12 protein-coding genes are annotated in these 14,337 nt (G+C 64.9%); 3 read left to right on the top strand and 9 right to left on the bottom strand.

The window, feature by feature from the left end; genetic code table 11:
• Nucleotides 1-306: 306 nt before the first annotated feature.
• From QYH69_RS07750 to phnS, 7 genes are all read right to left on the bottom strand, one after another.
• Nucleotides 307-867 carry a phosphonate degradation HD-domain oxygenase gene (locus QYH69_RS07750; protein WP_308831295.1) on the bottom strand — a complete coding sequence of 187 codons (561 nt, stop codon included), beginning with the start codon at nt 865-867 and terminating at the stop codon, nt 307-309.
• A gap of 4 nt (nt 868-871) precedes the next feature.
• A complete protein-coding gene (gene phnY / locus QYH69_RS07745) occupies nt 872-2,383 on the bottom strand; it encodes a phosphonoacetaldehyde dehydrogenase (RefSeq protein WP_308831294.1) in 1,512 nt (503 codons plus the stop codon).
• A complete protein-coding gene (phnA, locus tag QYH69_RS07740; RefSeq protein WP_308831293.1) occupies nt 2,380-3,666 on the bottom strand; it encodes a phosphonoacetate hydrolase in 1,287 nt (428 codons plus the stop codon). Before phnA ends, phnY begins: the two co-directional genes overlap by 4 nt.
• Nucleotides 3,667-3,802: 136 nt before the next feature.
• Nucleotides 3,803-4,666, bottom strand: a complete 864-nt coding sequence (phnV, locus tag QYH69_RS07735; protein ID WP_308831292.1) for a 2-aminoethylphosphonate ABC transport system, membrane component PhnV — start codon at nt 4,664-4,666, stop codon at nt 3,803-3,805.
• A complete protein-coding gene (locus tag QYH69_RS07730) occupies nt 4,666-5,604 on the bottom strand; it encodes a 2-aminoethylphosphonate ABC transporter permease subunit (protein ID WP_308831291.1) in 939 nt (312 codons plus the stop codon). The genes phnV and QYH69_RS07730 overlap by 1 nt, the downstream gene beginning before the upstream one ends.
• On the bottom strand, nt 5,582-6,682 hold the full coding sequence (phnT, locus tag QYH69_RS07725; RefSeq protein WP_308831290.1) for a 2-aminoethylphosphonate ABC transport system ATP-binding subunit PhnT: 1,101 nt from the start codon (nt 6,680-6,682) through the stop codon (nt 5,582-5,584). Before phnT ends, QYH69_RS07730 begins: the two co-directional genes overlap by 23 nt.
• Nucleotides 6,683-6,756: 74 nt before the next feature.
• Nucleotides 6,757-7,845 carry a 2-aminoethylphosphonate ABC transporter substrate-binding protein gene (gene phnS, locus QYH69_RS07720; protein ID WP_308831289.1) on the bottom strand — a complete coding sequence of 363 codons (1,089 nt, stop codon included), beginning with the start codon at nt 7,843-7,845 and terminating at the stop codon, nt 6,757-6,759.
• Between the two features lie 354 nt (nt 7,846-8,199).
• Between phnS and QYH69_RS07715 the strand changes: the two genes are divergently transcribed.
• A complete protein-coding gene (locus QYH69_RS07715; RefSeq protein ID WP_374992365.1) occupies nt 8,200-9,369 on the top strand; it encodes a 2-aminoethylphosphonate--pyruvate transaminase in 1,170 nt (389 codons plus the stop codon).
• Between the two features lie 129 nt (nt 9,370-9,498).
• Here QYH69_RS07715 and QYH69_RS07710 read toward each other — a convergent pair whose 3' ends face one another.
• On the bottom strand, nt 9,499-10,254 hold the full coding sequence (locus QYH69_RS07710; RefSeq protein ID WP_308831288.1) for a DeoR/GlpR family DNA-binding transcription regulator: 756 nt from the start codon (nt 10,252-10,254) through the stop codon (nt 9,499-9,501).
• Nucleotides 10,255-10,519: 265 nt separating this feature from the next.
• Between QYH69_RS07710 and QYH69_RS07705 the strand changes: the two genes are divergently transcribed.
• Together QYH69_RS07705 and QYH69_RS07700 are read left to right on the top strand one after the other, a co-directional pair.
• Nucleotides 10,520-12,076: an AarF/UbiB family protein gene (locus QYH69_RS07705; RefSeq protein ID WP_308831287.1), complete on the top strand. Its 1,557-nt coding sequence runs from the start codon at nt 10,520-10,522 to the stop codon at nt 12,074-12,076.
• A gap of 132 nt (nt 12,077-12,208) precedes the next feature.
• Entirely contained in the window at nt 12,209-13,087 is an 879-nt protein-coding gene (locus tag QYH69_RS07700; RefSeq protein WP_308831286.1) for a DMT family transporter, read from the top strand.
• A 144-nt stretch (nt 13,088-13,231) separates the two neighbouring features.
• On the opposite strand, the gene QYH69_RS07695 is transcribed toward QYH69_RS07700, so the two are convergent.
• Complete coding sequence (locus tag QYH69_RS07695; protein ID WP_308831285.1) at nt 13,232-14,137, bottom strand: L,D-transpeptidase; 906 nt, start codon at nt 14,135-14,137, stop codon at nt 13,232-13,234.
• Nucleotides 14,138-14,337: the final 200 nt, after the last annotated feature.

Raw genomic sequence — 14,337 nt, 5'->3', positions numbered from 1 at the left:
TCCGGCGCATTCCGCTGAACCGCCACCGCCCTTCTTCGTGTCCGCCGCTCGCTGCAGCAGAGAAGCGAGATTATGCAGACTCCCACTCACATCGTCAACAGGTTTTTAACTTCACTCCACCTGCCCGACGCCGCGAAAGCCCCGCCATTGCTGGCGATCCCGCTCACTTCCTGTTTCCGCACTTTCTTCAACTGCGCCTCACAAAGAGGCGATCAAAAGCGCGAAAGACCGGAATTCTAGACACATGCATGGCACGACGCAAGCGGTATTTTGCAAAGCATGAGGGCCGGTGAAGAAGCGCTTAAATCAAGCCACCGCCTGCCTCTCCATCACGCGCTCGACCACGCCAAGAAAGTGGTCCACATCGGGCGTCACTGTATTTGCCACCTTCGCGAGATCGTCCCAGCGACGCAAACGCAGTGCGTCTTCAGCATGCGGCTTGCTCAGGAACGCGTTGGCTTCGTCGCTGCTAAAAATGCCGCCTTGCAGATTCAAACTACGCACCGAATCCGGCGACAGCCTGCCGAAGTACGTATCGTCGATCGCGCACAAACAGCGCTTGGCATCGACATGCAGGCGAATCGGCTCGAGCACCGCATCGGGCAATACGGGTCGCAGAAACGGCAGCGCAAAGAACTGATGCAGATCGTCGACGCCGCGTGCAGTCGGCGTCGGACCACGACGATTCAGCAAATGCCCGATGTCGTGCAGAAACGCCGCGGCCACCAGCTCGTCGCCTGCTTCTTCCTTTTCCGCAAGCGCGCCGCACTGCAACGCATGCTCGAGCTGGGTCACCTGCTCGCCGCCATAATTGAGACTCCCGTGTTGCTCGAACAGCTCACGGATGTCGCTAAGACTCAAAGCCACGATGTCACTCCCACGGTAACGAAAACGTCTTGAGATTGGTGAAGCTCTTCATCGCCTCCTGCACGCCTTCCTTATAGCCGAGCCCCGAATCTTTAATGCCGCCGAATGGCGTGAGCTCGACGCGATAGCCGGGCACTTCCCACACATTCACGGTGCCGACCCGCAATTCGTTGATGAAACGCAGAATCGCGTCCTGCCGGTTCGTGCACACGCCGCACGACAACCCATAGGGCGTGCCGTTGCTGATTCGAAGCGCGTCGTCGAGCGTATCGAACGCGACGATCGGCGAAACCGGCCCAAAGGTTTCTTCGCGTATCAGCGTCATCGACGGATCGACGCAATCGACGACCGTCGGCGCATACAGCGCGCCGTCGCGCTGATTACCGGTCAGAAGGCGCGCGCCTTGCGCGAGCGCTTCATTGACGCGCGCTTCGAACAGCCGCGCCGCGGCTTCGTCGATGACCGTGCCCATCTGGTTCGCCGGATCTAACGGATCGCCATACGACCATGCACGCGTCTTTTCGACGACAAGCTCGGTAAAACGCGCGGCCACGCTACGCTGCACAAGCATTCGTTTGACCGCCGTGCACCGCTGCCCCGAGTTCTTGTACGAGCCCTGCACGGCCAGCTCGGCCGCGCGTTCGAGATCGGCATCTTCGAGCACGATCAGCGGATCGTTACCGCCGAGCTCCAGCACGACGCGCCGGTAACCGGCCCGCGTCGCGATGTGCTTGCCGATCGGCACACCACCGGTAAACGTCACGAGTTCCGCGAGCGGATGCGTGATCAGTTCATCGGCGATTTCGCGCGGATCGCCGGTCAGCACTTGCAACATCGGCTCAGGCAAGCCGGCCTCGTACAGCAGATCGGCAAGGTAATACGCAGAAAGCGGCACCTTTTCCGATGGCTTCAGCAAGACGCGATTGTTCGTCGCGATCGCCGGCGCGATCTTGTGCGCGACCTGGTTCATCGGATGGTTGAAGGGTGTGATTGCAACGATCACACCCGCAAGCGGCTCGCGCTGCGTGAACACGCGACGACGCTTGCCATGCGGCGTCAGATCGCACGAAAAACTCTGGCCGTCGTCGCGCAGCGCTTCGATCGATGCGAACTTGAATACATCGGCGACGCGGCCGATCTCATAACGCGAGTCCTGCTTCGACAGGCCCGATTCGAGCGAGATCAGATCCGATGCAGCCTCCGCGCGTTCGCGCAGCAAGGCCGCGGCGCGCTCGAGTATCTGCGAGCGCTCATAGCGCGTGAGTTTTGCCGGATATGCATACGCGTACTCGAACGCCGTACGGACATCGTCGACGCACGCAAGCGGCACGCTGCCGACGCGCAGCCCGCGATACGGATCGACTACGTCGAGCGTGCGCTCGCGCCGCACGCGTGCGCCGGCGAGCCGCAACGCTTCCTCGCGAAAAGCCGCGTGATCGCTTGAATGAGCACCCGAACGAGCACTCGAACGACCGGCCGCACAATCAGACTGACGTTCCGCGAGCGCAGCGTTCATGAAATCACCAGATGGTTGAGCGCGACATCGAACACGTCGAAGTTACGCAGGCGCCTGTCGGCAGGCCAATGCGCGACGCGCCGGTTGAAGATGAGCGGCACCTGCTGCTCGGACAAGCCGCCATGCGAGCGCAGCGGCACGGTCAGGCCGGACAGGTCGTGTTCGGCTTGCCGCGTGCCGAGCACGACGTCGCGCTTGCTGATCACGACGATGTCGCCGACGCGATCGTTCGGCAGCTCAAAGCGTTCGCAAGCCGCGCGATTGTCGAGCACGACGTCGACGCCGGGCAGCGCGGCAAGCCTTTCGATCACCACATCGATTTCGTTCGCAGCGGCAAACGACGCAGGCAGATAGACCGTCGCAAACGACCCGAGCGCGCCATGGTGCACCACATAAGGGTCGGTAATCGGCAGAATCACGCGTGCCGCGCCTGCGCCGAACCAGTCATCGAGCGTGTCCTGCAGATAGATCACATTGGGCTCGCCGGTCATCGCATCGTGCTTCGCATTCATGCCGTGGTCGGCGGTCAGCGCGATCGTCCAGCCGAGCTCATGCAACTGCGCAAGATAACGGTCCATCATCGCGTAGAACGCATTGGCGTCGGGCGCGCCCGGCGCGCTCTTGTGCTGCACGTAATCGGTGGTCGACAGATACATGAGGTCGAGCTTGCGCGTTTGCGCAAGCCGCACGCCCGCGGCAAACACAAACTCCGATAGTGCCGCGCTATACACGTCCGGCACCGGCAAACCGACCAGTTCGGTCACGCGTTCGATGCCGTTTTCCTCGAGCGTTGCCGCATCCGCTTTTTCCGCGGAAAAGCAGATGCCCTTCATCTGCCAGCCGAGCAGCCCGCGCAGCTTGTCCTTCGCCGTGACGACCGCGACCGCCGCGCCCGCCTGCGACGCCGCGGCCAGCAACGTGCCCGCGCGCAGATACGCTGGGTCGTTCATCATCACTTCGCCGCCCTTGCCGCCGTTCGCATCGGGGTCCCAGAAGTAATTGCCGCAGATGCCGTGCACCGCGGGCGGCACGCCGCAGACGATCGACAGGTTATTCGGGTTGGTGAACGACGGAATCACGCAATCGCCCTTGAACGCCGCGCCGCCGGCGAGCAGCCGCGCAAGATACGGCGCGGCGCCGGCCGCGGCCGCCGCTTCGAGATAGTCGTATTCGCAGCCGTCGATGCACACGACCACGGTTGGCGTGCCGGGTAGCCGGTAGGTCCGCCCGTTGACTTCGATGTTCGGCGAAGCGCGGGTCGCTTCAGCAGATTGACCAGTCATTGCATGCTTCCCATTGATACCAGCGCGATTTCCACATTTTCGGTCATTTGGACAAATTTTGCCACAACCGCAAGCGCCGGATTTCCACGAAAGAGACACCACGCAAAATTTCGGAGATTGACCGCGCGGACGGGTATCAGCCCGCGCGCCGTTTAGGCACGCGCGCCGCAATCAGCAGCAGCGCGGCGAGCGAGACCAGCAGCAGAATCAGCGCGAGCGCCGAAGCCGGCAGGTAATAACCGCGTTCGACCTGTCCGACCACGACGATCGGCACGGTCGCAAAGCCCGGCGGATACACGGTCAGTGTCGCGCCGAGTTCGCCAAGCGACAGTGCGAAGCCGAGCGCGAGACTCGCGCGAATCGCCGGCACGAGCTGCGGCAGTACAACCGTACGCAACACCATCGACGGCGGCGCGCCGAGGCTCGCCGCCGCTTCGCGCAGCACCGTCAGTTCGGGCCGCAGCGCCGCGGCCGCGCAGCGATAGCAGAATGGCAGCACGAGCGCGAGCTGTACGAATACGACGATCGCCGCCGAACTCGACAGATCCACCGGCCGCTTGTGATACGCGATCAGCACCGCGAGCCCGAGCACGACGCTCGGCACGCCGTTGGGCATCATCGCGATCGTATCGACGAGCGCGCCGAGTCCGCGCCGGTCGCGCCCCTCGAGCGCAAGCGCAAGCCACAACCCGAGTGCCGTGCCGAGCAGCGCCACCCCGAAGCCGACTTCGAGACTCGTTGTGACCGCATCGAAATCGCTCGAGCCGAGGCGCTCGAACCAGCGCATGCTGAAACCATCGGGCAGGATTGTGCCGGACCAATGTGCGGCGACGCTCGACAACGCGACGACGATCACCGGTAAAACGAACAGCCAGACACACAGCAGCGCGGCGAATGCGAGGAACACGCCGCTTGCGACACGCGCCACGAGACCGCGCTGCACAGGACGCGCGCGATGGCGGATCGCGGGCAGCACGACCTTGTCTTGCGGCATCGCCATCAGCGTCGACCTCCCGCGGCGCGCCGGTTGACCTGACGGTACAGCGCATAGAGCGACAGCGACATCGCGAGCATCACGACCGCCCCCGCGGCAGCGGTCGGCAGATCGAGATCGACCGTGGCCGAGCTATAGATCGCAACCGGCAACGTAATCAGATGCGCGCTGCCGAGCACGAGCAGAATGCCGAACTCGTTGAGCGTCAGCAGGAAGCAGAGAATCGTGCCGGCCGCGATGCCGGGCCATGCGAGCGGCACGATCACGCGCCACGCGACCATCCAGCCGTTCGCGCCGAGACTGCGTGCCGCTTCGATCAACCGCATATCGAGCAGCGCGAACGACGCGAGCGTCGGCCTGACGACGAACGGCGCATAGAACACGACTTCCGCCAGCACCACGCCGCCGATACCGAACAGAAAATCGAGCGGCGGCGCCTGCAAATCGAAAAGCCGCTGCAGCCCGATGCTGACCGAGCCTTGCGAGCCGTACAGAAAGATCAGCGTGAACGCGACCAGAAACGACGGAAACGCGACGAACAGTTCGAGAAACCGCGTAACGAGCCGTGCGCCGGGAAACGGCCTGAAAAACAGCAGCGCCGCCAACGCGACGCCGAGCAGCGACGCGAGCCCCGCGCTGAGCAAAAGAATCCACAGCGTGGTGCCGATCACGCCGCTCGTCTCCGGATTGCCGAAGAACTTCGCGTACGCCTGCAGGCTGACGCCGTGCGCGCCCGACAGGCTCAACAGCACGAGCCGCACGAGCGGATAGACGACCAGCGGCCCGAGCACGAATACGGCCAGAAACAGCAGATGCCACTGCGACGCACGCATCCGGCGGCGCCTCTGCGCGGCATGCAACGCGACGCTTGCCGCACGGCGCGCGTCGGCGTCACCGGCGTTGGCCGTCGAGCCGAGCGCGTCAGGGCTTGATAAGGACGACATCGTCTGCCTCGTAATGCAGGGACACGCGCGCGCCCTTTTCGGGCGTCATGCTGCTCACGCGCTGCATCGTGACGAGCACCGGCTCGTTCGGCATCGCATCGAGCACGACCGACACCGACAGCACCGCGCCATACCATTCGACCGACGCGATCGCGCCATGCAGTTGCCCTTGCCCGAGCGGCACGATGCGCAGCGACTCCGGCCGCAGACACGCGACGCGCTCGCGCTCCGTATAGCGTGCATCGCCGAGCGGGAAGACCACCTGCGCGGGCAGCAGATTCGCCGCGCCGAGATAGCGCGCGACGAACGCGTCGTCCGGCGTGTCGTACAACTGTTGCGGCGTGCCGAGCTGGGCGATGCGGCCTTCGCGCATCAACAGCGTGCGATCGGACAGCACGAGCGCGTCGTCCTGATCGTGCGTCACGCAGACGATCGTCAGATTCGGCAGCCGTTCGTGCAGCGCCTTCAGTTCGGAGCGCACCGAAGCACGCAGATTGGCGTCGAGCGCGGACAGCGGCTCGTCGAGCAGCAGCACGTCCGGTTCGATCACCAGCGCGCGCGCCAGGGCGACGCGCTGCTGCATGCCGCCCGACAGTTGCGCGGGCATCACATGCCCTGAATCGCCGAGCTGCACGAGTTTGAGCGCGTCGGCGACACGCCGCGCGATTTCTTTCGACGTCACGCGCCGCGCCCGCAGCCCGAACGCGACGTTATCGAAAACCGACAGATGCGGAAACAGCGCATAGCTCTGGAACAGCAACCCGAGATTGCGCTTGTGCGGGGGAACATGCGTGAGGTCGTGGCCGGCCACCGTCAACGTGCCGGACAGCCCGTCCGCCTCGATGAACCCGGCAATGAAACGCAGCAGCGTGGTCTTGCCGCAGCCGCTGCGGCCAAGCACGGTGAGCAGCTCGCCGCGTTCGATCGTGAGCGACAGGTCGTCGAGCACCGTGCGCGCGCCGAAACGCACGGTCAGGTGCTCGATCCGCACGCCGCCCGAAGTGTCGGCGTGCGCGATACCCGGTGATTCGGGAGCGGCGTCGAGTGCGCCGGCATGAGCAAGGCTCGCGGTATTCACCGGGTTCGTCTCCCGCTTTTCAGTGATGGACGATCGCCGCCAGGCGAAATGAAGCGAAGTGCAAGGCAAGCCACTTATTTCGGCTTCACGACTTCGAGCTGCTTGCCCGAATTACCGATCACATCGTTCTTCCAGCGCGCGGTCCAGTCGGCCTTCTTCGCCATCACGTGATTCCAGTCGACCGGAATCAGCTTCACGCCGGAGATGGCCTGCTTGACCGCGGCGCCGTTCTTGCCGGAAAGCGCCACGTCGCTACGCGCCGGGATGCCGAAGATGTCCGGCACCCTGGCCTGCACTTCGCTCGACATCAGGTAGTCGATCAGCTTCTTGCCGCCGGCCGTGTTCGGGCCGTTCTTGATCAGGCCGATCGCGTACGGCAGCTGGAACGTGGTCGGCTGGCCGCCGTTGTCGGCCGCGAGGAAGATCGGTTTCAGGGTTAGGCCGCCGTTCGCCGCATCGTCGAGGTCCATCTGCAGGTCGCCGTTCGCAACCGAGATTTCATTGCGCGACAGCAGCACGTCGAGGTAGCCCGTGCCCTTGGTGTGGAACTTCGCGCTCTGCTCGAGCTTCTTCAGGTAATCGAACGCCTTGTCTTCGCCCATCAGCGAAGTGGTCAGGATGATCACCGCCATGCCGTCGCCGGCCGTGGCCGGATTCGAATACGCGACCTTGCCGCTGTAGTCCGGATGCAGCAGATCCGCGAACGTCTTAGGCTGGCTCTTGACGACTTCCGGATTGATCGCGAACGAGAAGTAGTTGTTGACGAAGGTCGCCCACGCGCCATCCGACGCCTTCGCGATGGCCGGCACGTTCTTGTAGTTCACGCTCTGGTAGTTCTGCAGCAGGCCCGTTTGCGCCGCCTGCTGGATAAACGGCGGCAGCGTGACGAGCACGTCGGCCTTCGGCGAGTCTTTTTCGACGGTCGCGCGGTTCACCACCTCGCCGCTGCCTGCCGTCACGATGTTGACCTTGATGCCTTCCTTCTTTTCGAACGCCGGCAGCACGTCCTTGTACAGATTTTCGAGGCCGTCGGCGGTGTACAGCACCACCGCGTCGGCCGCATGGGCGGACAGGCTCGCGCCGAACGCCGCGGCGGCGACGAGTGCCGGCAGCAGTGTGCGGACGACGCCGGCGATTGCGCGAGGTTGATTCGTCGATCTCATGTCGTTTTCTCCAAAGGGCGAAATACCGACGGCCGAACCCGGCGCATCGGGTTGCCCGAATCTGTTCTGTTTGTGCGGCGCGAACGCGCAAAGGTACGAAAGCAGCCGCGCCGCATGTGTAGGGTCCGCCTGGCTCACACAGATTGCCAACTCACCTTGCTCAACTATTGCTGACGTCGACTGACAATCCCGCTTGACCGCAGCCTGGCGGGGGCGGCTCCTGATCCGACGATTCCGCCGCCTGCCGTGTTTCGACAGGCAGCGGCAAGAATCACAGGTTTCCGTGACAATCCCGTGACGGATCATAAAAATGCCACAACTTGACACATACTGCCAATTAAAGCCAACATGCTCATGTCGCCGCGATGTGCCGTATCGGCGAGATCATCGCTCGACAAAAAGGAACCCTTTGTGATTCTCGGAAACGATCCGGTCCTGTTGACGCCGGGACCGCTCACCACATCGCCCACGACACGCGAAGCGATGCTGCGCGACTGGGGCTCGTGGGATGCTGCCTTCAACCGGCTCACGCAAAGCGTCTGCAGCGACCTCGTCGATATCGCGCATGGCACTGCCGACTACGTCTGCGTGCCGCTGCAAGGCAGCGGGACCTTCGCCGTCGAAGCCGCGCTCGGCACGCTGGTGCCGCGCGACGGCTGCGTGCTCGTGCCGAACAACGGTGCGTATTGCGCACGTATCGTGAAGATCCTGCAGCGGCTTGCCATCGCCTGCGTCGAGTTGCCATTGCGCGAAGACGAGCCGGTCACCGCAGCGGCGCTCGAACAGGCGCTTGGGCTCGAGCCGCGCATCACGCACGTCGCGCTGGTGCACCTCGAAACGAGCGCGGGTTTGCTCAATCCGCTCGATGAAATCGCCGCGCTCTGCAAGCGGCGCAGGAAGAGCCTGATCGTCGACGCAATGAGTTCGTTCGGTGCGCTGCCGATCGACCTGCGCACAGGCGGCATCGATGCACTCGTATCCTCCAGCGGCAAGTGTCTCGAAGGCGTGCCCGGCATGGGCTTTGCGATTGTCAGGCGCAGCGTGCTCGAAGCCAGCGAAGGCCGCTCGCCGTCGTTGGCGCTCGACCTGTACGACCAGTACGCGTATATGAAGAAGACGACGCAGTGGCGCTTCACGCCGCCCACGCACGTCGTCGCCGCGTTACGCCGCGCGCTCGACACGTTTATCGCGGAAGGCGGACAGCATGCGCGCGGCGCGCGCTATGCGCGCAATTGCGCGACGCTGATCGACGGCATGCAGGCGCTTGGCTTTCGTCCTTTCCTGCGCGCCGAGGCGCAAGCACCGGTGATCGTCACGTTTCACGCGCCGCGCGACGCGCAGTGGAATTTCGCCGCGTTTTACGCGGCCGTGCGCGAGGCGGGGTATGTGCTGTATCCGGGGAAGCTCACGCAGATGGACACGTTTCGCGTCGGTTGCATCGGCGCCGTCGACGTCAACGAAATGCACAACGCCGTGGCGGCGATCGGCCGGACGCTCGAGCAGTTAGGGATACGCGTTCAGTAGCAGAGAGTTCGATACGCCGGTGCGGACAGACGGCGGACGGACGGCGACGGACGGCGACAGACGGCGACAGACGGCAGGCAACGGCATGTACGCGGCGAGCGCGACTCGAATGCGCGCCCGCTGTCGCGCTCAAGCGACAAGAATCTCAGGCCCGCGCGCGGTAATCGCCTTCGCGAGCGCGCGCTCCGGCGCAACTTCGGTCACGACATAGCGCGCGCGCTCGAGGCCGCGAATGCGCACCGGCGTCACGCGCCCGAACTTCGAATTGTCGGCGACGACCACGACAATATTGCCGGCCTCGATCATCTTCGCGCGCACTTCGGCCGCCATGCGCGAGTAGTCCGCCAGATGCGCATCGGGCGTAATACCGCCCGCGCCGACGATGGCGAAATCGGCGTGATACTGCGACAGCTGATGGATCGTATCGAGCCCGAACGCCGCGTCTTCGATATCGGACAGCTCGCCGCCGAGCAGCGTCACGCGATTCTCATTGCGACGTCCGAGGACGAGCGCGATGCGCCAGTCGTTCGTATAGATCGACAGCCGATGACGGATCATCAACGCGCGCGCAACCGCGTTCGTCGTGCTGCCCGAATCGATGACGAGCGATGCGCCGTCCGGCACGAGCTGCGCCGTTCGCTCTCCGATCGCTCGCTTGGCCGCCGCGTTGGCCGCTTCGCGCACATCGAGATCGGGCTCGCGCCGCTCGCTCGACAACGCGCCGCCGTGCGTCGTCACGATGAGGCCGCGTTCGGCAAGCGTATTGAGGTCGCGGCGGATCGTCTCGCGCGATACGTTCAGTTCGCGCACGAGTTCCGCCACCGACAATGCGCCGTTCTTCGAGACTTGCGACAGGATGTATTGATAGCGTTGTTCGGCGAGCATCTCTCTCTTGGGCAGCCGTTCGTAATCGGCTCGTGTCAGTTCAGGAGGCCGGCATATTGTATTACGTGAGACCCGCGGACGCGCCAGGGTTCGCGCACGGCAAAGCCTGGTAAAGCGCGGCAGCTGGTCCGGCGTGCTGCACGCGTGCCGCCGCACCGGAACATCGAACGACCCGTCGGCGCTAGTGGGCCCGAACGCGCATCCCTGCTAAGCTTGCCCCCTTATGCGGCGCACTGCCCCGTGCGCCCTGCCGACCGTTTAGCCGATGCCGTCTTTCTTTCGCCGCCTGCTCCTGCTGTTCCACGCATTGCGCTTCGGCGCACGCCTTATCTGGCTCGCCGCGCCTGCCGACCATAAGGTGCACTGGATCGTCACGCTGCTCGAGCGCGTGCATGCGTCCGAGCGCGGCCGCGCGGGTGTGCGCGGCCTGCTTCCGCTGCTCGGCCCGCTCGCCGGCGGCTTTGTGCAAACACTCGCGACGCGCCCCGAGCTCGCCGCCGGCACGCTGCACGACGCGCTCGATTCGGTCCACCATCTACTCGAACCGCTGCCGCCCGACGCCGCGGGCAAGGCGCTGACCGCCGCATTCGGCAGGCCGCTGCCGACGCTGTTCGAATCGATCGATCTGACCGCCGTCGAAAACGGCTTTGCGCACCAGACCCACCTCGCGCGGCTCGCCATGCCGATCGATGGCCATCGCGACGTCGAGATCAAGTTGCTGCGCGTCGGTCAGCGCACGCAGATCGCCGACGAAACGGCGCTGCTGCGCTGGGTCGCGCGCTGGCTCGAAAAGCTGTCGCGCGCGGCGCGCAAACTGCGCGTGCGCGAACTGGCGGAGACGTTCACGCAGGAAATCATGCGCCGTCTCGACCTGCGCGCGGAAGCGGCAAACCAGAGCCAGACGGCGCACCTGTTCGCCGACGACGCGCGCGTCGTCGTGCCGGCCGTGATCTGGGACCTGTGCGGCGACGCGACGCTTGTCATACAGCGTATCGAGACCGTACACGTGACCGACTTCGCTGGCCTCGCGGCGCATCGCGTCAGCGTGCCGGCGCTCGCCGCGCGCATCATCGAGGTCGTGACACACGAGGCGTTCGAGCATGGCTTCTTCCATGCGGCGCTCGACGCTCAGCGCGTGCGCGTGAGCGTCGACGACGAGACGCACGGCAAGCTCGTGCTCGGCGATTTCGCGGTAATGTCGAATCTGTCGAGCGATGAGCGCTCGTTCTTCGTGCACGGCGCGACTGCGCTGTTCGGCCAGCATTACGGACGCCTCGCCGATCTGCATCGCAACGCCGGGCACGTGCCGCGCGATGCGCGCACCGAACAGCTCGAGGCCGAACTGCGCATGCGCGCCGAAGCCCATTTTGCGGGTGCGCCGCATGAGCGGACGGCGGCTCCGCTGTTTCATCATCTGCTGCATGCGGTCGCGCCGTTCGAAGGCTGCGTGCCGCCGCGCCTTGTCGCCGCGCAACGCGCCTTCGAGCAGGCCGAGCAACTCGCGAATGCGCTTCATCCGGGCGTCGACAGCTGGAATATCGCGCGTCGCGTACTCGCCGATCTCGCACGGCGCGATTTCGATCATCGCGGCTGGGCAAAGCATCTCGCGCAGGAACTGCCGCATCTTGCGCATCTGGTGCCGCGTGTGCCGCAGCTGGCGTTTCGGTATCTTCAGCAGCAGCACAGCATCGCGACCACGCGACAGCACGTACAGCTGGTCGGCGAAGTCACGCGCGAATATCGGCGCACGCGCACGCTGCTGTGGGCGTGCACCGTTTGCGGCGCAGTATTGGGCGCGCTGGCGATACTGCTGATGTACTGAAGGCCCGGGTTTCGGAGCGGTCGCTGCGTCACCACGGCAGCGGTGCAGCGGTGCAGCGGTGCAGCTTCGAACAAGACACTCGACAGCCGCTTCGCGATACTGCGCGCATCTCATCCTGTTGCCGTCGTTGTCATGCTCGCTTCAATCAGTGCCGTTGTATTCGTCGTCCTGTGGTCGACTGGTTTTGTCGTCGCGCGCGCGATCGCGCCGTTCGCCGACCCGAATCTGTTCCTGCTCGCGCGCTTCTCGGGCACCGCCCTGCTGTTTGCATGCGCGGCATGGATCGGCCGCGCCGCCTGGCCGACCGGCCGCGCGCTCGGCAAACATCTGGTGGCAGGGGCGCTGCTGCAAGGCGTCTATCTGGGCGCCGGCTACTGGGCCATCGCGCAAGGCATGTCGGCCGGCGTCATGGCGCTGCTCGGCGCGCTGCAGCCGCTTCTGACCGCAGCCGTGGCTGCGCCGCTCTTCGGCGAACGTCTGTCGCGGCGCGGCTGGAGCGGCATGGCGCTTGGCCTCGCCGGCGTCGCGCTCGTGCTCGAACCGAAGCTGACCGCGGCCGGCATGTCCGCAACGCACGGAAACGCGCCCGCGTGGCTCGTCGTCACGGTCTCGATTCTCGCGGTCGTGGCAATTACCGCGGGCACGCTGTTTCAGAAGACTTCGCTCGCAAGCGCCGATCTGCGCAGCTCGAGCGCCGTGCAGAATTTCGGCGCCGCGCTCGTTGCCGCGCTGTTTGCACTCGCGCTCGGCGAGCATCGCTGGATTCCGTCGCCGACACTGTGGGTGTCGCTCGCGTGGGGCATCGTGATGCTCTCCGGCGTCAGCCTGACCATGCTTGTCTGGCTCGTCCGACGCGGCGACGCGTCGCGCGCGACCGCACTGCTGTTTCTCGTGCCGCCGCTGGCCGCGCTCGAAGGCTATGTCGGCTTTGGCGAGACGCTGACGCCGATCCAGATCGCAGGATTCGTCGTAGCACTCGTCGGGGTGTTGCTCGCGAGGTCGAGGTCGTGAGCCGATGCCGGCGGGCGGCGCCGAGCTCGCTCATGTGCCGCATGGCTTGCGAAGTCGCGCGAGGTCGCGGGAGCTTGCGCGACCGTGACATGCTGATCGCGCATTGCTGCGCGCAACCGCGATCAAACGCGAGACACGCTTCATTCAATCGGCCGTATCGGCTTGACCCGGCATCTTCGCGCGCAGCGCGCTGCTCGGCGCGGGCGACCATGCCGGCCTCGTCTTGCGCGCCGAATCGACGACGACGATATAGCGCCCCGCCCACGGCGTAACCTGCCGGTCGGAATGCAGCACCCACAGCGAGCGGCCCGAATCGACGAGGTCCTCGTACTCGGCATCGAGAATGCCGTAGTGATCGAGGAACCGGTTTAGCGTTGCTGGAATCCGCACGCAGCCCTTCGAATGGCGGATGCCGAGCAGCGGCTCGAGCTTGTCCGGGTCGGTAGCATGCATCTGGAAACGCATCTGCGAAACGCCGCCCTTGCCCCATCCGCGCTCGGCCTGCGCCCAGCCAAGATCGAAGATGCGCAGATCATGCCGGCCGTAGCCACGGATACCGTTCGAGTTCATCGTGCCTTCCGCACGAAAGTCCATATTGTCCGGCGTGTGTTCGAACACGCCGAGCGGCGTGATGAAGTGGTCGTACTGTCCGGGCAGGCCGGTCGCGACCGGCGACGCGCCGATCAGTTGCCAATCGTCGGCCGGGACCGCGCGGAAATAGATAAAGAGCGTCTGCACGTTCGGATTGCGGTCGACCAGCACCACATATTCGCCCGACAGGCTGCCGAGCATATGCGCATCGAGCGCCGCCTCGAGCCGCTCGCCATACGCGCGCTGATCGGCAAGCGGAACTTTCAGCCGGCGCGCGACGTCGTGCGCGAACAGGTCGCGCATCAGCAACGCCTGCCGCGGATCGGCGCCGCCGACCGCATCGCGCGCCGCGACGGCGGACTCGAGCGCGGACCATGCCGCCTGCGTATGCGGCTGCGGTGCGTTGGCGGCACATGCGCTGCCTGCCATGACGCAGTTCGCCAGTGCGATGGCGGCCAATGCGCAGGTCGATGCGGCAAAACGCGAGGCGCGTTGCCAACCCGAACTCCATTTCGAAAGAAGTCGTGCGGCCACGCGCGCGACCCGATTGGCGGGCGCAATATTACCGACGCATTGGATTCGAAGAACCGAATCGCGCCCACTATTTCCACATGCGGATTCCGGCGCGCGTTTCGCCAGCCGGCAGAACTTATTGTTCT

The sequence above is a fragment of the Paraburkholderia sp. SARCC-3016 genome (assembly GCF_031119615.1).
Classification (GTDB): Bacteria; Pseudomonadota; Gammaproteobacteria; order Burkholderiales; family Burkholderiaceae; genus Paraburkholderia.
Note: the sequence above shows the minus strand (reverse complement) of the source record. Positions and strands in the feature narration are given on the sequence as shown.

Bases quoted from the DNA above. Each gene is read 5' to 3' on its own strand.
- phnY (WP_308831294.1), bottom strand. From the start codon at position 2,383: ATGAACGCTGCGCTCGCGGAACGTCAGTCTGATTGTGCGGCCGGTCGT.
- phnA (WP_308831293.1), bottom strand. From the start codon at position 3,666: ATGACTGGTCAATCTGCTGAAGCGACCCGCGCTTCGCCGAACATCGAA.
- phnV (WP_308831292.1), bottom strand. From the start codon at position 4,666: ATGGCGATGCCGCAAGACAAGGTCGTGCTGCCCGCGATCCGCCATCGC.
- QYH69_RS07730 (WP_308831291.1), bottom strand. From the start codon at position 5,604: ATGTCGTCCTTATCAAGCCCTGACGCGCTCGGCTCGACGGCCAACGCC.
- phnS (WP_308831289.1), bottom strand. From the start codon at position 7,845: ATGAGATCGACGAATCAACCTCGCGCAATCGCCGGCGTCGTCCGCACA.
- QYH69_RS07715 (WP_374992365.1), top strand. From the start codon at position 8,200: ATGTCGCCGCGATGTGCCGTATCGGCGAGATCATCGCTCGACAAAAAG.
- QYH69_RS07710 (WP_308831288.1), bottom strand. From the start codon at position 10,254: ATGCTCGCCGAACAACGCTATCAATACATCCTGTCGCAAGTCTCGAAG.
- QYH69_RS07705 (WP_308831287.1), top strand. From the start codon at position 10,520: ATGCCGTCTTTCTTTCGCCGCCTGCTCCTGCTGTTCCACGCATTGCGC.
- QYH69_RS07700 (WP_308831286.1), top strand. From the start codon at position 12,209: ATGCTCGCTTCAATCAGTGCCGTTGTATTCGTCGTCCTGTGGTCGACT.